This window comes from Paraglaciecola sp. 2405UD69-4 (assembly GCF_047525415.1).
In the GTDB taxonomy this organism is placed as follows: Bacteria; Pseudomonadota; Gammaproteobacteria; order Enterobacterales; family Alteromonadaceae; genus Paraglaciecola.
This window is the reverse complement of sequence record NZ_JBLIXM010000002.1, coordinates 482,753-507,046: the sequence shown is the minus strand read 5'-3', so window position 1 is coordinate 507,046 and position 24,294 is coordinate 482,753. Positions and strand designations below refer to the sequence as shown.

17 protein-coding genes and 3 tRNA genes are annotated in these 24,294 nt (G+C 39.3%); 17 read left to right on the top strand and 3 right to left on the bottom strand.

Translation table 11 applies throughout. The features are described 5' to 3' along the window. The first annotated feature begins 26 nt into the window (after positions 1 to 26). The 7 genes from ACMUMK_RS08700 to ACMUMK_RS08670 all read left to right on the top strand — a co-directional run bounded on the left by ACMUMK_RS08700 (position 27) and on the right by ACMUMK_RS08670 (position 9,525). The gene (locus ACMUMK_RS08700; protein ID WP_414700737.1) at positions 27 to 1,733 is read left to right on the top strand and encodes a protein kinase domain-containing protein; all 1,707 of its coding nucleotides are present in this window, start codon (positions 27 to 29) and stop codon (positions 1,731 to 1,733) included. Between the two features lie 337 nt (positions 1,734 to 2,070). Further along, positions 2,071 to 3,492: a CmpA/NrtA family ABC transporter substrate-binding protein gene (locus ACMUMK_RS08695; RefSeq protein WP_414700736.1), complete on the top strand. Its 1,422-nt coding sequence runs from the start codon at positions 2,071 to 2,073 to the stop codon at positions 3,490 to 3,492. Between the two features lie 74 nt (positions 3,493 to 3,566). Further along, positions 3,567 to 4,532, top strand: a complete 966-nt coding sequence (locus ACMUMK_RS08690; protein ID WP_414701392.1) for an ABC transporter permease — start codon at positions 3,567 to 3,569, stop codon at positions 4,530 to 4,532. A 35-nt stretch (positions 4,533 to 4,567) separates the two neighbouring features. Beyond that, a complete protein-coding gene (locus ACMUMK_RS08685; RefSeq protein WP_414700735.1) occupies positions 4,568 to 5,428 on the top strand; it encodes an ABC transporter ATP-binding protein in 861 nt (286 codons plus the stop codon). Between the two features lie 124 nt (positions 5,429 to 5,552). Beyond that, complete coding sequence (locus tag ACMUMK_RS08680) at positions 5,553 to 6,779, top strand: alginate export family protein (RefSeq protein WP_414700734.1); 1,227 nt, start codon at positions 5,553 to 5,555, stop codon at positions 6,777 to 6,779. A 215-nt stretch (positions 6,780 to 6,994) separates the two neighbouring features. Beyond that, positions 6,995 to 9,040, top strand: coding sequence for a methyl-accepting chemotaxis protein (locus ACMUMK_RS08675; RefSeq protein WP_414700733.1), 2,046 nt, complete (start codon positions 6,995 to 6,997; stop codon positions 9,038 to 9,040). 131 nt (positions 9,041 to 9,171) lie between these two features. Further along, positions 9,172 to 9,525 carry a VOC family protein gene (locus ACMUMK_RS08670; protein ID WP_414700732.1) on the top strand — a complete coding sequence of 118 codons (354 nt, stop codon included), beginning with the start codon at positions 9,172 to 9,174 and terminating at the stop codon, positions 9,523 to 9,525. A gap of 33 nt (positions 9,526 to 9,558) precedes the next feature. On the opposite strand, the gene rnhA is transcribed toward ACMUMK_RS08670, so the two are convergent. Next, a complete protein-coding gene (rnhA, locus tag ACMUMK_RS08665; RefSeq protein WP_414700731.1) occupies positions 9,559 to 10,020 on the bottom strand; it encodes a ribonuclease HI in 462 nt (153 codons plus the stop codon). 112 nt (positions 10,021 to 10,132) lie between these two features. Between rnhA and dnaQ the strand changes: the two genes are divergently transcribed. The 8 genes from dnaQ to ACMUMK_RS08625 all read left to right on the top strand — a co-directional run bounded on the left by dnaQ (position 10,133) and on the right by ACMUMK_RS08625 (position 16,087). Then, positions 10,133 to 10,840 (top strand): DNA polymerase III subunit epsilon, encoded by a 708-nt coding sequence (gene dnaQ, locus ACMUMK_RS08660; protein WP_414700730.1) that lies wholly within the window; start codon positions 10,133 to 10,135, stop codon positions 10,838 to 10,840. 28 nt (positions 10,841 to 10,868) lie between these two features. After that, entirely contained in the window at positions 10,869 to 12,389 is a 1,521-nt protein-coding gene (locus tag ACMUMK_RS08655) for a TIGR03503 family protein (RefSeq protein WP_414700729.1), read from the top strand. Between the two features lie 189 nt (positions 12,390 to 12,578). Continuing rightward, positions 12,579 to 12,655, top strand: a tRNA-Asp gene (locus ACMUMK_RS08650). A 72-nt stretch (positions 12,656 to 12,727) separates the two neighbouring features. Continuing rightward, positions 12,728 to 12,804, top strand: a tRNA-Asp gene (locus tag ACMUMK_RS08645). 29 nt (positions 12,805 to 12,833) lie between these two features. Then, positions 12,834 to 12,910 (top strand) — tRNA-Asp (locus ACMUMK_RS08640). Between the two features lie 169 nt (positions 12,911 to 13,079). Next, on the top strand, positions 13,080 to 14,144 hold the full coding sequence (locus ACMUMK_RS08635) for a CNNM domain-containing protein (RefSeq protein WP_414700728.1): 1,065 nt from the start codon (positions 13,080 to 13,082) through the stop codon (positions 14,142 to 14,144). 15 nt (positions 14,145 to 14,159) lie between these two features. Beyond that, positions 14,160 to 14,852: a lipoprotein-releasing ABC transporter ATP-binding protein LolD gene (gene lolD, locus ACMUMK_RS08630; protein WP_414700727.1), complete on the top strand. Its 693-nt coding sequence runs from the start codon at positions 14,160 to 14,162 to the stop codon at positions 14,850 to 14,852. Then, on the top strand, positions 14,852 to 16,087 hold the full coding sequence (locus ACMUMK_RS08625; RefSeq protein WP_414700726.1) for a lipoprotein-releasing ABC transporter permease subunit: 1,236 nt from the start codon (positions 14,852 to 14,854) through the stop codon (positions 16,085 to 16,087). Before lolD ends, ACMUMK_RS08625 begins: the two co-directional genes overlap by 1 nt. Positions 16,088 to 16,135: 48 nt before the next feature. Here the strand turns inward: ACMUMK_RS08625 and ACMUMK_RS08620 are convergent, their stop codons facing one another. Continuing rightward, positions 16,136 to 17,509, bottom strand: coding sequence for a dicarboxylate/amino acid:cation symporter (locus tag ACMUMK_RS08620; protein WP_414700725.1), 1,374 nt, complete (start codon positions 17,507 to 17,509; stop codon positions 16,136 to 16,138). A 190-nt stretch (positions 17,510 to 17,699) separates the two neighbouring features. On the opposite strand from ACMUMK_RS08620, the gene ACMUMK_RS08615 reads away from it, so the two are divergent. Beyond that, complete coding sequence (locus ACMUMK_RS08615) at positions 17,700 to 19,886, top strand: Ig-like domain-containing protein (RefSeq protein ID WP_414700724.1); 2,187 nt, start codon at positions 17,700 to 17,702, stop codon at positions 19,884 to 19,886. Between the two features lie 82 nt (positions 19,887 to 19,968). Here ACMUMK_RS08615 and astB read toward each other — a convergent pair whose 3' ends face one another. Next, the gene (astB, locus tag ACMUMK_RS08610; protein WP_414700723.1) at positions 19,969 to 21,309 is read right to left on the bottom strand and encodes an N-succinylarginine dihydrolase; all 1,341 of its coding nucleotides are present in this window, start codon (positions 21,307 to 21,309) and stop codon (positions 19,969 to 19,971) included. Between the two features lie 289 nt (positions 21,310 to 21,598). Here astB and topA point away from each other — a divergent pair, with 289 nt between their 5' ends. Beyond that, on the top strand, positions 21,599 to 24,241 hold the full coding sequence (topA, locus tag ACMUMK_RS08605; protein WP_414700722.1) for a type I DNA topoisomerase: 2,643 nt from the start codon (positions 21,599 to 21,601) through the stop codon (positions 24,239 to 24,241). The last annotated feature ends 53 nt before the right edge of the window (positions 24,242 to 24,294 follow it).

Here is a 24,294-nt window from a genome sequence, read left to right as displayed (position 1 = left end):
CATTTGATTCACCTTATAGGTTGGCCATGGATAAATTACATTTAGAGTTTGGTGGGTTTTCAAGTCAGGGAGTGAAGGACGAAAACCAAGACGCTTTTGCCGCTTACCTACCTAAAGATCATGACATCGACTCTAAAGGTGGAGTAGCAGCAATAGCTGACGGTGTTAGTGTATGCACAAGAGGCCGAGAAGCAGCCATTACCTGTGTCACAAACTTTATTCAGGATTACTATCAAACGCCAGTTACGTGGACAGTAAAACGTGCAGCAGCAAAGGTGCTACATGGATTAAATCGCTGGTGCCATGGTCAGCATGATTATGAGCATGGCGGTCATAGTCAGATGATTACGACTTTTACAGGTATGGTATTTAAATCGACTTCTGGGTTCGTTGTGCATGCTGGAGACAGCCGAATTACACGTTTTCAAAATGGAGAGCTTGAACAACTAACTAAGGATCATTTTTCTCGGCAAGGTGGACAAAATGTATTGACCCGAGCCATAGGTATTGACGCTCGATTAGATGTTGATTTTACAAGTATTGAGTTACAGCAAAATGATATCTTTGTGTTTACCTCTGATGGGGTGCACGAGTTTATTCCCAGTAAAACCCTCAAAGGTTTGTTAGAGGCGCAAGGCTCTTTAGAAGAGCTTGCTGCCCTAATAGTTAATGAGGCATTAAAACTAGGGAGTAATGATAATTTAACCTGTTTATTAGTGAAGGTTACAGCTCTACCTTTGGCTGATCTTGATGAACACACTAAACAAATTACCCGTTTAGCTATGCCTCCAGCATTAGATGTTGGTATGAAGTTAGAAGGTTACAGAGTACTTCAAACATTATTTAATGGAACTCGCAGCAGTTTATACAAGGTGTTAAATGAAGAAGATGGAAAGATTTATGGTTTGAAAATTCCCTCGCAAAATTTTGTAGATGATCCTGTTTTTTTGAGTGGTTTCCTAAGAGAAGAATGGGTCGGGCAGCACCTAAAACACCCTAATATTATGGGAATTTATAGGCGTCGTGAAAATGCCAAGTTTATGTATCATATTTGTGAATATATTGAAGGCCAGACACTGCGGCAATGGATGTTAGACAATCCTGAGCCAACGCTAGAGCAGGTGCGTAAAATCGCTAGTCAATTAATTACAGCATTACGGGTGTTGCAACGTAAAGATATGGTGCACAGAGATGTAAAGCCAGAGAACGTGATGATAACGCATCAAGGTGAAGTGAAATTAATTGATTTTGGTACAGTATTGGTAAAGGCACTAGCAGAAACTAACTCATTACCAGAAGAAAAAGTAGTGGTTGGCGCGGTTCACTATATTGCACCTGAATATTTACTCAAGCATGACAGTTCTCACCTAAGTGATATGTTTTCTGTTGTTACCGTGGTTTATGAAATGTTAGCCGGTCAATTGCCTTTTAAAGCCTTTAAATACCAAGATTATATTCCAGCGTCTTATGGCGAGTGGCATTATCAGTCACTTAGTAAATTTCGTACAGACTTACCCATTTGGTTAGACTTAACGTTACGTAAGGGGTTACAGCCCAATCCGCAAATGAGATATCAAGCTTATTCGGAGTTTCTGACAGACTTATCTCAGCCTAACCCTGGCATGCTGCGGGCTGCTAGAGAGCAGCCTTTACTTGAACGAGATCCACTGTTGTTTTATAAAATCCTTTGTATCGCACAGTTTATTGCCATCATTATATTGCTAGTGTTTTAATCCTTTATACCTCAAGTAGAGCACTTCACTAGTGCGCTACTGCACTTTTTTGGTAAATAAAGAAAATTAGGTTAAAAATGATATTTTCTTAAGTTATTGATATTTATAGGTTTAACAAGTTGGCATCAAAGATGCAAAAAGGTTTTCGAACAAGCGGTATTATAATATTTAAAATGTTGACCGTTTTATAACTAGAAGCGTTAAGCGCTCTAACAAAATTTATCTGTAATCTGTTTGCGATGATGCAAACACGTTTACATGGCAATGTAGCCCGCAAAGACTTTCCGTGTCCTGGAGTCTTTGCGGGTTTTTTTTTGGAAAAAATCCGGAGTCAATAATGACAAACCTTAAATTGTTAAGTTCGTTAAAAACCGCGGTTAAAGTACTTAGTGTGAGTGCAGTTTCTGCTGTCTTAACAGGGTCTTTAATTGCAAATGCACATGCAGAAAAACTAGGCTGGCCTGAGAAAGAAGAGTTGAAGTTTGGTTTCATTAAGTTAACTGATATGGCGCCGCTAGCGGTTGCGTATGAAAAAGGCTATTTCGAAGACGAAGGTTTATACGTCACTATCGAAGCACAGGCCAACTGGAAAGTTCTACTAGACCGGGTCATCGATGGTCAATTAGACGGTGCACATATGCTTGCTGGTCAACCTTTAGGGGCGACTATAGGTTACGGTACTAAAGCAGACATAATTACTGCATTTAGTATGGACTTAAACGGTAATGCAATCACTGTTTCCAATGATATTTGGAAAGAAATGAAAAAGCATGTTCCCCATGAAGATGGTCAGCCAGTTCATCCAATTAAAGCTGATTCTTTAAAACCTGTTGTAGACGATTTTAAGAGTAAAGGTAAACCATTCAAGATGGGAATGGTGTTCCCTGTATCTACCCATAACTATGAGTTGCGTTACTGGTTAGCCGCTGGCGGCATCCATCCTGGATATTATGCTCCACAGGAAGGTGCCGTAAAAGGGATCAGTACTGACACGACTGGATTGCTAAATGCTGACGCTTTGTTGTCTGTTACACCACCACCACAAATGCCAGCTACTATGGAAGCAGGAACCATTTACGGATATTGCGTAGGTGAACCGTGGAACCAACAAGCTGTATTTAAAGGTATTGGTGTACCTGTAGTAACCGATTACGAAATTTGGAAAGACAACCCAGAAAAAGTATTTGGTGTAAGTAAAGCTTGGGCAGAAAAATATCCAAACACTCACATTCGTGTCGTTAAGGCTATGATCAGAGCTGCTATGTGGTTAGATGAAAACAACAATGCTAACCGCCCAGAAGCTGTAAAAATATTGTCTAAGAGCCAGTATGTTGGTGCAGATTACGATGTGATTGCAAACAGCATGACAGGTACTTTTGAATATGAAAAAGGTGACAAGCGTTCTGTTCCTGACTTTAATGTATTCTTCCGCTATAACGCAACCTATCCATTTTATAGTGATGCAATTTGGTATTTAACCCAGATGCGTAGATGGGGACAAATTGCGGAGCCAAAATCTGATGATTGGTACAAAGAGATAGCGAAGAAAGTCTATCGTCCTGATATCTATGCTCAAGCTGCCAAGTCTTTGATTGCAGAAGGTAAAGCTAAAGCTTCTGAATTCCCTGAGTTTGCTACAGAAACTGGTTTCAAACCTGCGCAGAAGCACTTCATAGACAATATCGTTTATGACGGTACGCAACCCAACGCATATTTAGATAAATTTACTATCGGTCTTAAAAACGACAGTAAGCTCTAAGTACTTTTAATTGCAGATGGAGCTGGTCTCCATCTGCGAGGAGTGTTCACATGTTTAAACAACAAGCGGTTCCCATGATTTTTAGTCAAGTAAAACAAATTCGCATACCTTCTCTTAATGATATTTTGAGGGCTACGGCGTTACCTTTGATAGGTATAGTTATCTTTCTAGGGTTGTGGAGTGTCATGGCAAAAAATATTGATACTTCATTGGGCCAGTTCCCTGGACCAGCTGCCGTATGGCAACAAGCGACTACTTTAGTGTCCGAGCATAATGCTCAAATGGACAAGGCGGAGCAATTTTACACCCGTCAAGAAGAGCGTAACGCTGCGAGGATGGCTCAAGATCCAAGCTATCAGCCTAAGATTAGAACATTTACTGGTGCACCTACGTTCTTTCAGCAGATTTGGACTAGTTTATACACAGTCTTAGTTGGTTTCTTAGTTGCTTCAGTGATTGCTATTCCAATTGGTATAGTTTGTGGTTTGAGTAAAAATGCTTATACGGCAATTAACCCGCTAATACAGTTGTTTAAACCAGTGTCTCCTCTGGCATGGTTACCTTTAGTAACTATGGTTGTGAGTGCAGTATACGTGACCTCTGATCCGATGTTTTCTAAATCCTTTATTACCTCAGCGGTGACAGTTTCATTATGTTGTTTATGGCCAACCTTAATTAATACAGCTGTTGGTGTATCTAGTATAGAAACCGACCTAATTAACGTGAGTAAAGTGTTACGTTTAAATGCTTTTTCCCATGTAACAAAAATTGTACTTCCTTCCTCGATACCTGCGATTTTTACAGGTTTACGATTGTCTTTGGGCATAGGCTGGATGGTGCTGATAGCAGCAGAAATGCTGGCGCAAAACCCAGGCCTAGGTAAGTTTGTTTGGGATGAGTTTCAAAATGGCAGTTCAGAATCACTGGCTCGAATTATGGTAGCAGTGTTAACCATAGGTGTGATTGGGTTCATTTTAGACAGACTAATGCTGATACTACAAAAGCAAGTTAGTTGGGATAAGAACGCAGTTTTGCGTTAAATCTAAGCCACTTACAGACGATTAAAGGAAAGATAATGAACAATAAACATCATTTAGAACTTACCCAAGTAGGTATAGATTTCCCAACTCCTAAAGGCCCTTTTACGGCGCTACAAAACGTCAATTTAAGGATAGATAAAGGTGAGTTTATTTCACTTATTGGGCACTCGGGCTGTGGTAAGTCAACAGTATTGAACATAGTCGCAGGCTTGTATCAGGCTACTTGTGGAGGCGTGATATTAGATAACCAAGAAGTGAATGAGCCGGGTCCAGAAAGGGCTGTAGTGTTCCAAAATCATTCATTATTACCTTGGTTAAGTGCATATAAAAATGTTGAGCTGGCCGTAAAGCAAACTCCCAATGGGCGTTCGAAGAGAGAAATGAAGGAATGGGTTGAACACAATTTAGAGCTGGTTCATATGAGTCATGCTGCTGATAAGTTACCAGCTGAAATTTCTGGTGGTATGAAGCAAAGAGTTGGGATTGCTCGTGCTTTAGCCATGGAGCCAAAAGTCTTGTTAATGGATGAACCTTTTGGTGCATTAGATGCGTTGACACGAGCTCATTTACAAGACTCGGTTATGGAAATTCATGCTGAGTTAGGTAATACAGTCATCATGATTACCCATGATGTTGATGAAGCCGTGTTGTTATCGGACAGAATAGTCATGATGACCAATGGGCCGGCAGCAACAATAGGTGAAATACTTCCTATTGAGCTGGCTAGACCAAGAAATCGTATTGAGTTAGCTGACAACCCAGAATACAACCATTATCGACATGAAGTGCTGAAATTCTTGTATGAAAAGCAGCGTAAGGTTGAGTCGGTCGATGAGCATCGTAAGAAATTGGCGAAGCAAAATAATGCTAAAAAACAAGGCTCTAGCGTAGCTTAGGCAATATAGTCATATTCCTTAATATGGCGTCCAAACACATTTATTTAATTATAAAAATAGCGATATGAGTCGCCGAAGAAATTCGGTGAGCTCTTTAACTACGACTAAAATTAGAGAGAAACACATGAAAAACTTAAATTTAAATCTTCAAAAAAATGCAATTAGTGCAGCTTTAGGGTTGGTACTTGTTGGTTCATCTAGCTTTGCAGCACATGCAGACAGTTTCGCTGAAGCGCTAACGTCTGGTAAGGCAAACGCAAATTTAAACCTGAGATATGAAAGTGTTGACCAAGATAATGATGTAAAAGATGCAAGTGCATTAACTTTACGTACTCTATTGTCATACACTACCGGTGATTTAAACGGTTTTTCAGCAAAAGTTGAAGTAGAAGATACACGTATAGTGTTAGGGCAGGGCGATTACACTGTTGGGCCAAGTGGCTATAATCCTGGTGTGTATTCTGTTATTGCAGATCCAGAGCACACTGAATTGGATCAAGGTTACATTCAATATAAAAACGACACAGTAACTGCAAAAATAGGGCGGCAAGTGATAGCTTTGGATGGGCATCGTTTTGTTGGTCATGTTGGCTGGCGTCAAGATAGACAAACCTTTGATGCGGCATCTGTAAAGGTTACACCTAGTAAAGACTTAACCTTACAATATGCCTATGTTACGCAACGTAATCGTATTTTTGGTGAAGATGCTGATTTAGATGCAAAAGACCATTTCATTAACGCTTCCTATAAAACTTCGGTTGGTACATTAACAGGTTACAGTTACCTATTAGAAGTCGATAATGACACAGATAATGGGTTAGACACTTACGGTGTTAGTTTTGCTGGTGCAACTAAAGCTGGTGATACTAAGATTATTTATCGTGCAGAATACGCGACTCAAACTAGTGAGTCTGCTACTACTGAATATGATGCTTCATATTTAAATCTTGAGGCTGGTGCTGTAATAAGTGGGATCACAGCTAAACTTGGTTATGAAGTGTTAGGATCTGATGATGGGGCTTATGGCTTTTCGACTCCTTTAGCAACGCTACATAAATTTAATGGTTGGTCAGATCAATTTTTAGCAACCCCTACCCAAGGTTTAGTGGATACAAGCTTTACCTTAAAAGGGAAAGCTTTTGGTGGCGGTTGGACGGCTACCTATCACGTTTTTGATGCAGATGACTCGGCAGATTCAGGTATAGATGATTTAGGTACTGAATTAAACGTATCTTATGTGAAAAACTTTGGAAAGCACTATACTGCGGCTATTAAATACGCTGCTTATTCTGCTGGAGATACCAAAGTTGATGCAGATAAGTTATGGGCTTGGGTAACTGTTAAGTTTTAAGCCGCCCATAATATTTATTTAAAAATAAATATAAGGGTTAAGGTTTTATGTAAAAAGATCGATATGTTTATATCGGTCTTTTTTTTGCTTTTTATTTAGTTTCATTAATTAAATGCTTTTATTTTATAAAAATTTTACCTTAAGTTAGAAAAGTTAAGTAAAGTCCTATAAGTTGTTGTAAACCTTGTTACTATCACTAAAAGAAAGGCTAATTTATGCAGTTCATATCTCGATATGTTTCAGTTTTAATTCTCATTCCATCTTTGTTGTTAACTGTGCTTGTTTTAACCAAACTGCTTACCGATGCTCACAGGGTAAACAATGCCGCTAATGGCGCTCAATTATTAACCTTGGCTGATAATGCAGCATCTTTAGTACACGAATTACAAAAAGAACGAGGAATGTCTGCCGGCTACATAGGCTCAAAAGGTGCTAAATTTAAGGTCGAATTAGTGTCGCAACGAGCTTTAGTTGATCAAAGGTTTAATGATTATCAGGTATTTACGGCTGAGAATAACGATAGTTTAGGTGAGACGTTAAATAATAATATTAAATCGGTAATTGTTCGATTACAAAAAGTTAGCCAGATGCGTCAACGCATTGATAGTTTAGATATTAGTTTGCCACAAGCCTTAGGGTTTTATACTGAACTCAATGGTGACCTTATTAATCAACCTTTATCATTAATTGAGTTTGTTGATGAAAGCATTTTAGTACAAGGTCTTATCTCTTCGTATAACCTTATGCAGGTCAAAGAAAGGTCGGGTATTGAAAGAGCTGTATTAACTAATATATTAGCAAACCAATCATTTTCAGAAAGTAATAAACAAAGAGCCTATTCTTTAATTGCTCAGCAAAATGCCTACCAAGATTCATACAGAAAATCTATGCCAGATGAAGCAAGCTGGTTATTGAGATACTCCCAATTTGAAGATAGTAAAGCCAATAGTGATATTATTCAGTTGCGAGAGAAAGTTATCTCTGAGGCAATAAAAGGGGCTTTTAATGTGGCACCTGAGGCATGGTTTCAAGCTGCTACAGCACGCATTGGAGAGTTAAAAAAGTTGGAAGCTGCAAGTATTGCCGCCTTACATGAGGAAGTAGCACGCATCTATTCAGATTCAATCTTTTCAATTATTTTAAAAATTTTGCTGCTGTTAGCCGTGTTGTTTCTTACTTATTTAGTATTTGTCACTGTCAGGACTATGGGCAGGCAAGCTATTGCAATTAAAGATGCTTTGCATCAGGTACAAATAGATCATGATTTAACAAAACGCATTCCCATATTATCTGAAGACCACTTAGGACAATCTGCTCGTCGTTTTAATGAGTTGTTAGAGCAGATTCGAACTGATTTCGTCAAAATTGCCGATACTGCTTATGAAGCAGTCTCTTCAACCCATGACACAGTTGTTTCTGTTGTTGATACTGATATTAATATTGAAAAGCAGCAACTAGCCACCTCTAGTGCCTCTGCTGCAGTGGAAGAAATATCTGTCAATATGGAAGGAGTAGGTAAACAAATTGATGAGTCAAATGAGTCAGTTTCAACAGTAGTAAAAGATTGTGATTCAGGGCGAGTGGCAGTATCTGAAGCGTTACAAAGTATTCAGGGTGTGGCTAGCGAGGTAGAAAATTTAAATGAAATTATAAGTGCAGTAAATGAAGGCGTTGTGAATATCTCCACCGTTTTAGAGGTTATTCAATCTGTGGCGCAGCAAACAAATTTACTTGCGCTAAATGCTGCCATCGAAGCGGCAAGAGCTGGCGAGCATGGCCGAGGCTTTGCTGTTGTTGCAGACGAAGTTAGAGCGTTAGCTCAACGAGTGCATAGTTCTACTGAGGAGATATCTACCATAATTTCCTCTTTGCAAAATGATTCAAATGAGGCGATGCAAGGGATCAGAGAAGGTAGAGAAAAGTCTAATGAAGCGGTTAACCTGTCCAAAGCTATCGATCAGTCGTTTAGTCATATTTTGGAGAGCATGCAAACTGTAGAATCTATGAGTACTATGATAAGTGCAAATACCAGTGAACAGGTTTCAGTGGTGCAAGAAGTTAGTCGCAATGTTAGTAATATTGAAGTTATGTCTAATGAAAACTTACAAGGTGCAAAAGACATAGGGCAGTCAGCGAGTAAGTTATCTGAAGTGACTATGTCCCTTTTGGATGTAATTAATGTATATAAAATTGAAGATACAGCTAGGTTTATTCGGCCCAGCGAATGGAAGTACGGAAAACAACAGCAGGACATTAATTAGTAGGTTTAACTAGCTAAAAACTTATTTGTTTTTAGGACATTTAATGTTTGTTGCTAGTCCATAAATATTAAATTATCTTACAGACCTAGCCTATACTAAATTTAACAGTTTATATTTTTGAGGTGGTTACTGTGAGTCAACATCATAAAATTAATTACATAGAAATTCCGGTTAAGGCATTAGCCTCTAGTAAAGCATTTTTTAGAAAAGTATTTGGTTGGGAGTTTGTTGATTATGGTGATGATTATGCGGCTATAAGTGGTGCCGGTATCGATGGTGGCTTGTATGTCTCTGAGAAAAGCGTATCAACAGAAAATGGTAGTGTGTTAGTTGTCTTATATAGCGATAACTTAGTCAAAACGGAAGAAGCGATTATTGCAGCAGGTGGAAAAATAAAAACTCCCACATTTGAATTTCCGGGAGGTCGTCGTTTTCATTTTTGCGATAAAAATGATAATGAATATGCTGTGTGGAGCGATAAATAAACAAGAGTATTTATCGCTACATTTTAGGGATTATTATTCAGTAAAGCCTGTGTCCTCTATTAGCTTTTTCCCTTCAGCTGCATTTCTAGCAAGTTGATCGCAGGCTTCATTTTCTGGATGTCCTGAATGTCCTTTTACCCAAAACCAAGATACCGAATGGCGGTTTACTTGCTCATCTAGGCGTTTCCATAAGTCCACGTTTTTAACAGGTTTTTTGGCTGCAGTTCGCCAGCCATTTTTGCGCCAATTTTTAATCCATTGGTTAATACCATTTTTTACGTATTGACTGTCTGTGGTGAGCTTGACTGAACACGGCTCACTAAGTTTCGCGAGAGCTTCTATCGTCGCTAATAGTTCCATTCTATTGTTTGTGGTATGTGTGAAACCTTGGCTCAGTTCTTTTCGGTGTTTGTCAAAAATTAACACAGCGCCATAGCCTCCAGGTCCAGGATTACCTAGGCAGGAACCGTCAGTATAAATATCTACTTGTTTCATGAGTACCTATTGGTTTAAGTGAATAGAAATAGTATAAATTCTAAGAATTTAATAATTTTGCCCAGTATAATAGCAAAAACTAAAACAACCTACTCCAGCATAAGAGTGTTAAATGCGTCAAATAGTATTAGATACAGAAACCACAGGTATAGATCCTAAGCAAGGACATCGCATCATAGAAATTGGATGCGTAGAAATGATAAATCGTAAGCTAACGGGAAGAACCTTTCATGTTTACATTAATCCGGAGCGTGTGGTTGAACAGGAAGCTATCGAAGTTCACGGTATTACCAATGAGTATTTAGCAGATAAACCTTTATTTAGTCATATTGCAAAAGACTTCATCGACTTCATAGAAGGTGCAGAATTAGTCATTCATAACGCACCCTTTGATATTGGCTTTATGGACCACGAATTTGGTAAGTTGCTAGGCAGTTCAATAAAAAATACTTCTCAAATTTGCACGGTTTTAGATACCTTAGATTTAGCTAGAAAAATCCATCCAGGGCAAAAAAATAATCTTGATGCCTTATGTAAACGTTACGGCATAGATAACTCCCACAGGGAGAAACATGGGGCTTTACTGGATTCAGAAATTTTAGCTGATGTTTATCTAATGATGACAGGGGGCCAAACTGATCTTAATTTAAGTGGAAAGTCTAATAGTGACTCTGGGGTACAAGTAGAAGTAATAAGGCGTTTACCTGTAGATAGAAAACCGTTAAAGATTATCAAGGCTACGGCCGATGAACTAGAACAACATGAAACTAGATTAGATCTTGTTGTGAAAGAAGGGGGTGTCAGTTTATGGCGCCAATAATAGCCATTTTCTTATGAGTTGAAAACTGATGTCAAAAAGGGCGTTAACCGCTTACCTACAATGTTTACTTACCTTAGTAACTTTATCTAGTTTTGCAGCTAATGATCCACAGGCTACCGATCTTGAGTTAAAAGACTCAAACCAAACTGAGGAAAAAAGTCCGCCTCTTGTTCCTTTAGGGGATGAATTTCACAATAATATTGAGTTACTGCAAAATCGATTTCGTATTGATTATGAAGTAAAAGAAGTCACCATGATCTTCTTTAGAGAATATGGCTCAGCGCCTATTGTGCTTGTCCGTCCTGATGGCTCAAAGATTTTTCAATCTAATGCTAATGACCAAGACATATTTTGGTTTGATACTTCGACTTACGATATGATTAGTTTGAAGAATCCTACTCCTGGGCCTTGGCAAGCAGTAGGTCAGATACAAGAAGGTAGTCGTGTTATGGTTATTAGCGACTTAGCCTTACATGCCGATCCTCTACCAGATATTTTATTTTCAGGAGAAATCCTTAAGCAAACCGCCTATTTAACTAATGATGGTGTACCAATTGACTATGCTGCATTTCGAGATGTAGTTGAGTTAACTATTACGCTATCAAGTACTAACGCTCCTGACGCCAATAATTTTGGCTCAAAAATTGAAACTGTCGCTACCTTCGAAGATGATGGCAGGGGAATGGACGAGGTACCCTTAGATGGGGTGTTTACCGGCCAGTTTAACTTAGCCATTGCAGATGGTGATTGGGTGCCCGTGTTTAAGGTATCCACTCCCATGTACTCCAGAGAGCAAATTGACCCACCCATAAAGTTATTCGCTAACCCAATAAAAGTCGATGTCGAAATAGACGGTGGTGGCGATGGATATCATAAGTTAAAGGTTGATGCAGTGCGCGAGCATGTTGATATGTCTTCTTTACTTATTGATGGAAAAGTGCGATTTCCGAATGGTGATATTCAAAATTTTTCTATTACTGATGTGTCTACTGAAATCAGAGAGTATTTAATTGTTAATTATGATTATGGAGTATATAGGGTAAAGCTCACGGCCTTCGGTAATACCCTTGATGGTAGAGAGTTTATTTTAGATGTGCCTGAGTATACTTTTTTATCTGAGGAGCCTGAGCCAGAAGTAGTGGCTGCACCAATAGATACTGATAAAACCCTCGGGGTGGAACCTGGGGATGTAGAGTTAGAGCCCAGAGCAGAAGAACAGAAAATGTCCAAATCTACTTTGTATGCGTTAATTTTTGGTATAAACGCTATTGTAATAATAATTGGCGGTGGATTAATTTATTGGTTTATTTTAGGTAAAAGGCCTAACTTCTCATTTAAAGCTTTCTTAGGAAAGTTCAAAAAGTCGAAACCAGACACGAATGAAGATGAGAAAGGTAAGAGCGATAATAAAGAAGAGGTAATAGAAAAGCCTCCTGGAATATTTGCAAGAATTTTTAAACGAAAGCCTAAAGTTAAAGAAGTGGTTACGGAAAAGCCAAAAGAAAAACAGAAACAAGAAAACGAAGGCTTTAAAGATTTAAGTATTTAGTCCTTTTAGATGGTATTCCCGCTGCAGAATTAGCCAAATTGCTCAATCCTGCAGCAAACGGGTATTTAATGAGAATTTCCTTTAAAAAAGCTATTGACTAGTATGATGTGAACCCGTATTATCTGCGCCGCGGTTGAGGAGGGATATCCTTTATTTCTTATCTAACCGTTTGATAATATTGAAAATTGTGGAGTGGTAGTTCAGTTGGTTAGAATACCGGCCTGTCACGCCGGGGGTCGCGAGTTCGAGTCTCGTCCACTCCGCCAACTTCAATTTATCTTAATTTTTGTTTTTTATTGTTGTAAACAATATTAGACAATAATGTTTTGATTACGGCTGGAGTGGTAGTTCAGTTGGTTAGAATACCGGCCTGTCACGCCGGGGGTCGCGAGTTCGAGTCTCGTCCACTCCGCCAACATCAAAACAAAAAAGCAGTTTATATGCGGAGTGGTAGTTCAGTTGGTTAGAATACCGGCCTGTCACGCCGGGGGTCGCGAGTTCGAGTCTCGTCCACTCCGCCATTAAACTTGCAGTCAAACCTATCAAAGTTTTCTCATATTTAATTTACTTCTTAGAGCATAAATTGATACAAGTCTTATGTATTGAAATCTAGCTTGAATATCAATGTTTTGGTAAGCTCTATCTCCTAAATTTGCTGCCTTTGCAGTCTGTCTCTGAGAACTCATCACGATGTTTTTGTTGTTACTTTATATATTTATCGCACTAGGATTTTCTTTTATTTGTTCGGTTGCTGAGGCCGTTATTCTAAGTGTGTCTTCTGCGTATATATCTGTGTTAGAAAAAGAAAATGGAACAGTTGGGAGTTTACTGCGGACTCAGGTTTCAGATATCAACCAACCTCTAGCTGCAATTTTGAGTTTAAATACAATTGCACATACCATGGGAGCTGCAGGAGCGGGAGCCCAGGCTGCGGTCGTGTTTGGTGATGCTTATTTAGGTGTGGCTTCTGCAGTGTTGACCCTACTTATTTTAGTTTTTTCAGAGATCATCCCTAAAACCTTGGGAGCAACTTATTGGAGACAACTTGCGCCAATAACTGCTTATTTTTTGAAGTACTTGATTTTAATATTATGGCCGCTGGTAAGGTTAGCAAATCTGTTAACTTCTAGAATGCATGATGAGTCCCCCTTAAAGGGCTTAAGCCGAGATGAATTATCGGCTATGGCTGCACTTTCTCAAGAAGAGGGGCAGATAGCGGCTACTGAAGCCACAGTTATGCAAAACCTCTTAAACCTTAAACATATAAAAGTGCGTGAAGCTATGACTCATAGAACTGTGGTGTTTTCGATACCTGAGACTATGACAGTTGCTGAGTTTATTGAAAAGCATGGTGATGTAACCTTTTCTCGTATCCCTATTTTTGAGAACAATGAGCCTGAAAGCATTAGTGGTTACGTACTTAAGTCTGATTTGCTATTGGCATTTTCAAAAGGATATGGTGACAAATTAGTCAAAACCTATACACATGAGATGGTTACTATTTTAAGTAGTATGCCATTGGCGAAAGGGTTTGAGTTGTTACATTCAAAGCGCAGTAATATGCTGCTATTGGTGGATGAATATGGTGGGTTAGAAGGAATTTTAACAGTAGAGGATTTAGTAGAGAGTTTGTTTGGTATTGACATTATTGACGAGAAAGACCAAGTCGTTAGTATGCGAAAATTAGCAAAAATTCTGTCTAAAAGACGAGAAAGAAAACGACTAAAAAAGTTCAATAATAAAAACATAGATTAGGATTAGATGTAAGTTATGGGTGAGTTGCTATCTTGTGTAGGGTTAAGTAAAGAGTACAAGGATGCTGACAATAAGGTGACAGTATTAAACAATCTTAATTTTTCAATTAACAAAGCTGAGCAAGTAGCAATTGTAGGGAGTTCAGGTTCCGGTAAAAGTACTTTGTTACATTTACTTGGCGCACTAGATAAGCCAAGTGAAGGAAGTGTTTTTTTTGAGGGTAACAACATTTATGAGTTTACCTCTCGTCAGCAAGCTCTGTTTCGCAATCAGTCTCTAGGTTTCGTATATCAGTTTCATCATCTTCTACCGGAGTTTAGTGCCCTAGAAAACGTAGCAATGCCACTAATGATTGGAAAGGTACCTATTAAAACTGCAAACCAGCGGGCTTTGACTATGTTGGATAAAGTGGGGTTGGCTAATAGGAAAGGTCATAAACCGGCAGAGCTATCTGGGGGAGAGAGGCAGAGAGTCGCAATAGCGAGAGCCTTAGTGACTGAGCCTAAATTAATATTGGCTGATGAGCCTACTGGAAATTTAGATCAAAAAACTGGCGAAAGTATTTACCAGTTGTTAAGTGATTTAAGGGCTCAGATGCAAACAAGTTTTGTCGTTGTAACCCATGATATAAAACTCGCAAACCGCTTAGACAGATCGCTAAACTTAGTCGAGGGCTGTTTAACAGCCAGTAACACGAGTAAAGCCTGATGCGCTTAATTTGTTTGTTGGCTTGGCGTTTTCGTTCGAATAAGCGTCAAAATGGTTTTATTTCTTTTATATCAACCTCATCAACATTTGGTATTGGGCTAGGTTGCTTTGTACTAATCTTGTTGTTGTCTGTAATGAATGGCTTCGAAAAGGAACTAAAAGAGCGGCTCTTATCAATCATTCCCCACGCCGAATTCAAGTCAGTTTATCGCCAAGGTATTGAAGAGTGGCAACAAGAAGTAGAATTGCTACAAGGCGATGCTAACGTCACTTTTGTTGAGCCTTACGTGAAAGCAACGGGCATGTTGCAAAAAGGCAATACTATGAAAGCTGTAGATATGACTGGTTTAGACCCAATCTACACAGAAGATAGTTTTTTACCTAAATTGGTGACAGCTAAACAATGGGGGGAATTTAAGAATGACCCTTATGGCACCTTATTAGGAAAAGGGTTATTAGAAAAGTTAAACCTCAAAGTAGGGGATAAAGTTCAAATATTATTACCTCAACTTACTGATGATTTAAGTTTAAGTGCACCTAAGTCATTAACATTAAGCGTGATTGGGAGTTTAGATTTAGGCGGGGAGTTAAACAATCATACTGGTTTTATGCATATGGCTTTGGCTGCTGAAGCACAGCATATTAGTAAAGGTGCACAAGGTATACGTGTGCGCTTTGATGATCCTTTTAATGCTGCTGCACTCACCCAAAAACTCGGATTTCAATTAAAATCAGAGGTCTATATGTCTAATTGGACCATTACAGATGGGAATTTGTATCAAGACATTCAATTAGTTCGAGCAGTAGTCTACATAGCATTATCCTTAGTCATTGCGGTAGCGTCTTTTAATATTGTTTCTAGTTTGGTGATGGCTGTTAATGAAAAACAAAGTGAAATTGCTATGCTTAAAAGTATTGGAGCTGATAATAGTTTAATTATCTTAGTTTTCATGATGCAAGGCACCTTTAACGGTCTTATCGGAACTCTGTGCGGGGTGGTACTTGGGACACTTTGTTCTATGTACTTAGCTGAAATCTCTTTGTTTATAGAGAGCCTACTTGGGGTGCAGTTTCTATCAGGAGATGTTTACTTTATTGATTTTTTACCTTCCAAACTTCAATGGACTGATGTTTATCTGACTGCTGCTATTGCGATTGGTATGAGTATCTTGGCAACTGTATACCCAGCTGTAAAAGCTTCTAGAATAGATCCAGCTAAAGTTTTAGGGCATTAAAAAGGCTTCTACTAGAAGCCTTTTTTGAGTTTTTTAGTGATATATCAGCTAGCTTGCTTCTTTTGATTTTTCAAAGTGTACTTCTTCATCTTTAACTCCAGCATCAGGATCATTATAAGTATCCAAGTCCATTTCATTTTCACTCTTAGCAACTATACACGCGACCATACAATCTCCAGTGACATTTACTGAAGTTCTGGTCATGTCTAGTAAGCGGTCAACGCCAATTATAAGAGCGATACCTTCTACTGGTAAGTTAACTTGTTGTAACACCATTGCTAGCATTATTAAGCCAACACCAGGTACACCAGCTGTGCCAACTGAAGCTAATGTCGCGGTTAAAATTACCATCATGTAATCACTAAGTGTTAAGTCAACTGCGTAAACTTGGGCAATAAATACAGTTGCCACGCCTTGCATAATTGCGGTGCCATCCATGTTAATAGTTGAACCTAGCGGCACAGTAAAAGAGGCAACCGATGATTTCACGCCTAGTTTTTTAGTGGCTGTTTCCATAGTGATAGGTAAGGTTGCGCTACTACTAGATGTACTGAATGCAAAAATAGCAGCGTCGCGCATTTTGCGAATTAAAATAACTGGGTTAAGTCCACTGAATACTTTCAAAATTATAGGGTAGGAGACGAAGGCATGAACCATTAGTACAAACAATACCAATAAGAAGTATTTTAACAAACTTGCTATGGTATCAAATCCTATGGTTGCAAATAGTTTAGCCATCAATACAAACACACCATATGGCGCTAAGTTCATTAATATGGTGACTAGTTTCATTATCACCACACTCAAATCATCAAATACAGATGTTAGGCGTTTACCTGTCTCGCCAGTCATTGTCATTGCTATACCGAATAAAACAGCAAATACAATAATTTGTAACATGTTACCTTGAGCCATTGCATTGATGGGATTGGTAGGCATCATGTTGATAATGACTTGTCCTAAAGAAGGCGCTTCTTTAGCAACGTAGGTAGCATTAGTTTGTAAATTAAGGCCTTCACCTGGAGAGATTAACAATGCAAACCCTACGGCTAAGCTAATGGCTACAGCAGTAGTACCTATGTATAGCATGATTGACTTTCCGCCCAAACGCCCTAATTTTGATGGGTCTGAAAGACTAGAAGTACCGCATACCAAGGATACAAACACTAAAGGCACAACAAGCATCTTTAGACTGGCAATAAATATTGAACCTATGACATTAAATATACCGTCCACTAAAAGTGCATACGTAGAAACGTGCACACCCAATACACTAAATGAAAAATCTCCGCTATCATCAAATAACCGATTTAGTAATGCTCCGATAATTATTCCGGCGATCATGCCGATAAAGATACGAGCGGTGAGTCCCATTTTGGGATTAACAGGTTTTTGTGGTGATACATGATTAGATTTGGTCATGAAAATCCTAAGCTTTTGTTTTTGTTAGTTGACGCTGTGATTAAATGTTTACGGTAAACATTGAAAAACGAGCCATTTAATTAGCTTTAGTAAAGTAATCAACAATAGATTACCAAGTTTGTTCGCTAAGCTGAATAGTTAAAGTACATCTGTAACAAACTCAAACCTTATAATTGGATAGGAAAGGTATATGATTTTACGTTTTAAAACTCTTTTTAGTATCTTGGCATTAGTGAGCCTATTTTCATGTGGGGGTGGTGGGAGTCTCTCTAGAGACGATGACAGCACCACTGATACCGATACGGATACAGATGTTATAGTGACAACGAGTATTCAGTTAGCGTTAACTGATGCTGATGGCGCTTCTTCATCAGAGTTGGCTGAAGGGACACCTTTAACATTGACTGCCATAGTTACTGATTCGAACGGTGATCCTGTTTCTGATAGCTTAATTACATATTCTTTTCAGCCTGAGGGGTTAGCTGAGTTTGGAAATGATGCAGGTACTGCTTCTACTAACAGTAGCGGTATAGCCACAATTGAAATTTTAGTCGGTGAAAGCTCAGGTGCAGGACAAATTACAGCGCTTCTTGATTCTGGTGAAACTGCTACTACAACTTTTAATTCAACTGGTACAACACAAATAAGTGAACAACCGGCATCACTAGACTTGTACGCAAGTGCTATCCAACTAGCGTCAAGTGGTTCTGATGAAATTGAGTTAATTGCACTAGTTAAAGATGCAAATAACGTGTTACTTGAAGGGATTGACGTTACTTTTTCAGCTGACTCTGGGGCGAGTTTACAAATCACTCAAGGCACCACTGAAGCAGATGGTACGGCTAGAGCAACCCTTACGACTCAAAATAATCAAGAAAATCGCACAATTTTAGTATCAGCCCAATCTTCTATTTTTTCAGAGTCTATTGAAATTGATGTGGTGGGCACCGAGGTAAATGTTGATGCCGCATCATCAGCAATTATAGATGCTCCAGTTACTGTTACTATAAGTGTGGTTGACTCTGATGGTACTGGAATTGAAAATGAGCAGGTCGCAATCAGTGCACTAAATGGGACGCTCGGAAGCACATCTGTTACTACAAATAGCAGTGGGCAAGCTTCAGTGCAATATTCTGGGAATGTTTCAGGTACAGACACCATCTCAGCTACAGCTTTAAATGCTTCTGGTAGTTTTGACATTATTATTCAAGAAGATGACTTTTCTTTTACCGCTCTTCCTGCACGGGAAGTAACCTTAAATGAGCAAGTCACGCTTACTCTGACTTGGTTAAAAGATAGTGTGCCTTATGAAGGCGGAACCATATCTTTTACTACGTCAAGGGGCACTATATTAGCTTCCGATTCGGTAACTGATGAATCAGGGCAAGTAACTGTTACCCTTGGCTCTGACAATGCGGGGTTTTCTTCACTATCTGCAACTGGAGTCGATAGTGACGGTAATCAAGTGAGCGCTTCAACGGAAGTTGAATTCATTGCAGCTGAAGCAAGTAGTATCATAGTTGATGCAAGCCCAGATTCAGTTGGTCCTGATGGACAAACCAGCACTATCACTGCAGTAGTAAGAGACGAAGAGGGTAACCTAGTAAAAGGTCAAGTGATTAACTTTTTAGTTGATGATGTAAGTGGCGGAAATATCTCCGTGAATCAGGCAACAACTGATAATAGTGGTATCGCTACCACTGTTTATACATCGAATGCGGTAAGTACTTTTGAGGCAGTTAAGGTTTATGCCACTGTAGATGGTTCATCACCAGAAGTCTCTGAGTTTGTAAGTTTAACTGTCGGTAATCGTGCTTTTGATATCTCAATTGGTACTGGGCGTTTAATTGATATTCCTACTGATTCTTCGTATTCGAAAGAGTTTTCAATCTTTGTTACTGATCCCAACTCTAACCCAGTTGAAAACGTAGATTTGTCTTTTTCTGCAACCCCTCAAACCTTTGCGTCAGGCGGTGTATACCGCAAAGGTTATTGGTTGTTTGATGACGATCAAAGCCTATGGTATTCAGTTACAACTGCTACTTGCGCCAATGAAGACATCAATGGAAATGGTATTTTAGACGAAGGTGAAGATACCAATGGCGACGGTCAGCTCACTCCTGGTAACGTAGCATCGATTCCTGCGAGTGGCCTAACTGATGAAAATGGCCAAGCATTGATTGATGTTAGTTATGCTAAACAGTTCGGTGAGTGGGCAGATATTACTATTGCCGTAAATGGTGAGTCAGCAGGTAGTGAAGCGTCAGAAACGCAAAACTTCAGCTTAAGCGTAGCTGCTTCGGATTTGACTGATGAAGCGTCACCACCTCCTAGTAGCCCTTATGGTACGGGTGTTAATTGTAATGATGTTAATTAAATCTAGCCCTATTACTAATTAGTCACTTCACAATATAAAAAAGCTCGGATAAACCGAGCTTTTTTGTGTTTGGCGCTTATCTCTAAACTTGTTGGAAAGGGTAAACCGATCCTAACTTTAATAATTGGGTAAGTTCATCCAAAGCGGTTCTTGACTCAATTAAAAGCTGTGGGTCTGCTAAGTCTTTAACGTCTAATCTATCTCGGTAATGGTTATCAACCCAAGTGTTTAAACGCTCAAATTGAGCATCATTCATTAAGGTGTGTTGATTTAAGGCCTCATGCTCCTGTGAAGTCATTGCTACTCGTAACCTCAGACAAGCTGGGCCGCCACCATTACGCATACTTTCTTTTACGTCAAAGTACCTAACATGCTTGATGGGAGTATTTTGGTCGGCAATATTTGCAAGGTAATTGGCTACATTGGTATTTTCTGCACAGTTGCTTGGCGCAATGATAGCCATTTCTCCATTGCCTAACGTAATGATTTGGGTGTTAAATAAGTAGCTTTTTATGGCGTCTTCAACACTCACCTCGTCTGATTTTACGCAAATTAAATGCAAGACACTTTCGCCAAACTTTTCTTTAACTTCTTGCATGGCTGCTGCTGAGTCTAGGAAAGCTTGTTCATGATAAAACAACACATTTTGATTGCCTACTGCGATAACATCATTATGAAAAACACCTTGGTCTATAACATCAGGGTCTTGTTGAATGTAAACAACTTTTCCCTCTGATAAACCATGTAACCTTGCTACTGCTTGGCTCGCTTCTAGTGTTTGTCTTGCAGGGTACTTTTTAGGTGCTGGTTTAGTGCGATCAAATGCATGGCGGCCGTATACAAACAATTCTATACCCGAATCACCATAGTCAGAGCACAGTCGAGTGTGATTGGCTGCGCCTTCATCTCCAAAGTGCTCGTTATCGGGTAAGTGTGTATGATGCGCAAAGTAACGGCTATCGTTAAATGTAGCTTTTAAGATATTACCAGTGACTTGAGGTTCAAGGGATCTATGGTATTTATTGGTTAAATTTGCAGGTGTAAAATGGATTTTTTTATCGTTAGTATCCGCGCTAGGAGACACTGTAGCGGCATTTGCTGTCCACATACTTGAAGCTGAACAACATGCTTGAAAAATAGCCGGCGCCTGCTTTGCTGAAGTAGCTAAAACGTTTGCATCACTGCCAGTGAAGCCCAAACGTCTTAGTGAATGCACATCAGGACGCTCCTGTGGTGCTAGGACACCTTGAACCATGCCAAGGTCAGCTAGGGCCTTCATTTTTTTTAATCCTTGCTTAGCGGCCTGTTTAGGGCTGCTAGCAGAACTTGCATTACTTATGGAAGCGACGTTTCCAATCGATAAGCCTGCATAATTGTGAGTTGGGCCAACTAGACCATCAAAATTTGCTTCAAATTGTTTCATATGTATCTCTTGTCAGCTTGGTTACCTGAGGAATTATATTAAGGTTTTAGTTAACTTAATGCTTTTAGCGGGGCATTATACTGCTTTTGTTTACGCTGCCAATCCGTGCGGCTAAAAACTGAACAGTATTCTGGCGTTTACAAAACCCATTAATAAATAAGTATGAAGAAGAACTTGTTTTCTATTCATTTTGTCGATATATGTAAAAAAGCAAATAAAAGAGACAGGGACTTGTTTAAGCTCCTCTTATTAGTAAAAACCTATAAAATTCAAAGGTTAATAACAATTTATGGCAAAATCACTGGTCATTGTCGAATCACCGGCAAAGGCAAAAACAATTAATAAATATCTCGGCAAAAATTTTATTGTTAAATCTAGTGTCGGTCACGTAAGGGACCTTCCTCATAAGGCAGTCGGGAAAGTCTCGCCCAAAAAAACTGCCAAAGAACTAAAGCTTCTTTCAGAAAAGAAACGTGAAAACTATTTAAGAGATTACGAATACAAAAAGCTTGTTGATCGTATGGGAATAGATCCCAAAAATGATTGGAAAGCTCATTACGATGTTCTTGAAGGAAAAGAAAAAGTCGTTAATGAGTTAAAAAAATTAGCTAAAAATGCAGACACTGTATACCTCGCAACGGATTTGGATAGGGAAGGGGAAGCTATCGCTTGGCACCTTAGGGAATTAATTGATGAGCCTGGTAAGGAGTTTCAGCGTGTCGTCTTTAATGAAATTACTCAAAATGCGATTCAAGAGGCATTTGCGGCTCCAGGCGAGCTAAATATAGAGCGAGTTAATGCGCAACAAGCTCGTCGATTTTTAGACCGTGTTGTAGGTTTTATGGTTTCGCCTTTGTTATGGAAAAAGGTCGCGAGAGGGCTATCAGCTGGTCGTGTTCAGTCTGTAGCAGTAAGACTTGTAGTTGAAAGGGAAAGAGAAATAAAAGCCTTTGTTCCAGAGGAGTTCTGGGATGTCCATGCTGATTTAGATACGGCTCAAAAAGCCAAACTAAAAATGCAGGTAGTGAAAGAAAATGGCGCGGCATTTAAGCCTGTCAATAAAGCGCAAACAGATACTGCAGTTAAGTTCTTAGAGACGGCAGACTATCAAGTGGTTAGCCGTGAGTCTAGGCCAACTCAAAGCAGACCTTCAGCGCCTTTTATAACCTCTACTTTGCAGCAAGCCGCAAGCACTAGGTTAGGCTTTGGAGTGAAGAAAACCATGATGATGGCGCAGCGACTATACGAAGCTGGGCATATCACCTACATGCGTACTGACTCAACTAATTTAAGTAAAGATGCTGTCGATAGTTGTCGTGAGTATATTACTGAAAACTTTGGTAACAAATATTTGCCAGAGAACCCACTTAAATATGGCAGTAAAGAAGGTGCCCAAGAGGCCCATGAAGCCATTCGTCCTTCTAATGTCTTGGTGAAATCTGAGTCATTAGGTGATATTGAGCGAGACGCACAGCGCCTTTATGAATTAATTTGGCGTCAGTTTGTAGCATGTCAAATGACACCTGCAAAATATGATGCAAGTACGATACGAGTCAAAGCTGGAGAGTTTGAATTAACAGCTAAAGGTCGAGTATTAAAGTTTGATGGTTGGACAAAAGTTCAAAATCCACAGCGTAAAAAAGGGGAAGAAGATTTACTTCTACCTGACGTAAAAGAAGGCGAAACGTTAACCCTTAATAAACTCGATCCAAAACAGCATTTTACTAAACCTGTCGCGCGATTTAATGAAGCTTCTTTGGTTAAAGAGTTAGAAAAAAGAGGCATTGGCCGCCCGTCTACTTACGCTAGTATTATCTCTACTATTCAAGATAGAGGGTACGCAAGAATAGAAAATAAACGCTTTTATGCTGAAAAAATGGGTGAGATTGTTAACGATAGGTTGTTGGAAAACTTTGATGATTTAATCAGTTATGATTTTACCGCCAATATGGAACAGCAACTAGATGAAATCGCTGATGGAAATGCACCGTGGAAAGGCGTGTTAAATGACTTTTATCAAGACTTTGAACAAAAGCTACACATAGCTGAAAAACCTCCAGAAGAAGGAGGAATGAGATTAAACCAAGCTGTTCCTACTGATATTGAGTGTAATAAATGTGGTCGTCCAATGAATGTTCGTACCGCAAGCACAGGGGTGTTTTTAGGATGCTCTGGGTACAGTTTACCACCTAAAGAACGCTGTACTGGTACCATGAACCTTACCTCTGGTGACGAAGTGGTTAAGGTGGATGATGAAGAAGAATTAGAAACAGAAGCGTTGCGTTCAAAGCGCCGCTGTCATTTATGCGGTACTGCTATGGATAGCTATTTGGTGGATGAAACCAGAAAGCTTCATGTCTGTGGTAACACGCCTACTTGCGAAGGGGTATATGTAGAGTCGGGAACCTTTAAAATTAAAGGGTATGAAGGCCCAATTTTAGAGTGTGATAAGTGCCAATCAGACATGGAATTAAAAAGCGGCCGTTTTGGTAAGTACTTTGGATGTACTAACGAGGAATGTAAAAATACTCGTAAGTTACTTAGAAATGGTGAAGCTGCTCCACCTAAAGAAGATCCAACAGATTTACCAGAATTGCCTTGTGTTAAATCCGATGCGCATTTTGTTTTACGTGATGGTGCCTCAGGAATATTTTTAGCTGCTCATAACTTTCCTAAGTCAAGGGAAACTCGAGCACCACAAGTAGCTGAGTTGGCTAGATTTAGAGATCGTATCTCACCTAAGTTTTATTATTTGGCAGATGCACCAGATAAAGATCCTGATGGTAACCCAACAATTGTCCGCTATAGCCGAAAGACTAAGCAGCAATATGTGATGTCTGAAAATGAAGAAGGTAAGGCTACGGGTTGGTCTGCTTGGTTTACAGACGGGAAATGGAAAGCAGAAGATAAACGTAAAAAGCCCAAAAAATAGTAGGAATAATCTGGGCTAAAACACAAACTAGATTACGGCAGCTTATAGCTGCC

Coding starts and splice junctions, on each gene's coding strand:
- ACMUMK_RS08700 (WP_414700737.1), top strand. CDS start 27: ATGGATAAATTACATTTAGAGTTTGGTGGGTTTTCAAGTCAGGGAGTG.
- ACMUMK_RS08695 (WP_414700736.1), top strand. CDS start 2,071: ATGACAAACCTTAAATTGTTAAGTTCGTTAAAAACCGCGGTTAAAGTA.
- ACMUMK_RS08690 (WP_414701392.1), top strand. CDS start 3,567: ATGATTTTTAGTCAAGTAAAACAAATTCGCATACCTTCTCTTAATGAT.
- ACMUMK_RS08685 (WP_414700735.1), top strand. CDS start 4,568: ATGAACAATAAACATCATTTAGAACTTACCCAAGTAGGTATAGATTTC.
- ACMUMK_RS08680 (WP_414700734.1), top strand. CDS start 5,553: ATGAAAAACTTAAATTTAAATCTTCAAAAAAATGCAATTAGTGCAGCT.
- ACMUMK_RS08675 (WP_414700733.1), top strand. CDS start 6,995: ATGCAGTTCATATCTCGATATGTTTCAGTTTTAATTCTCATTCCATCT.
- rnhA (WP_414700731.1), bottom strand. CDS start 10,020: ATGAAACAAGTAGATATTTATACTGACGGTTCCTGCCTAGGTAATCCT.
- dnaQ (WP_414700730.1), top strand. CDS start 10,133: ATGCGTCAAATAGTATTAGATACAGAAACCACAGGTATAGATCCTAAG.
- ACMUMK_RS08655 (WP_414700729.1), top strand. CDS start 10,869: ATGTCAAAAAGGGCGTTAACCGCTTACCTACAATGTTTACTTACCTTA.
- ACMUMK_RS08635 (WP_414700728.1), top strand. CDS start 13,080: ATGTTTTTGTTGTTACTTTATATATTTATCGCACTAGGATTTTCTTTT.
- lolD (WP_414700727.1), top strand. CDS start 14,160: ATGGGTGAGTTGCTATCTTGTGTAGGGTTAAGTAAAGAGTACAAGGAT.
- ACMUMK_RS08625 (WP_414700726.1), top strand. CDS start 14,852: ATGCGCTTAATTTGTTTGTTGGCTTGGCGTTTTCGTTCGAATAAGCGT.
- ACMUMK_RS08620 (WP_414700725.1), bottom strand. CDS start 17,509: ATGACCAAATCTAATCATGTATCACCACAAAAACCTGTTAATCCCAAA.
- ACMUMK_RS08615 (WP_414700724.1), top strand. CDS start 17,700: ATGATTTTACGTTTTAAAACTCTTTTTAGTATCTTGGCATTAGTGAGC.
- astB (WP_414700723.1), bottom strand. CDS start 21,309: ATGAAACAATTTGAAGCAAATTTTGATGGTCTAGTTGGCCCAACTCAC.
- topA (WP_414700722.1), top strand. CDS start 21,599: ATGGCAAAATCACTGGTCATTGTCGAATCACCGGCAAAGGCAAAAACA.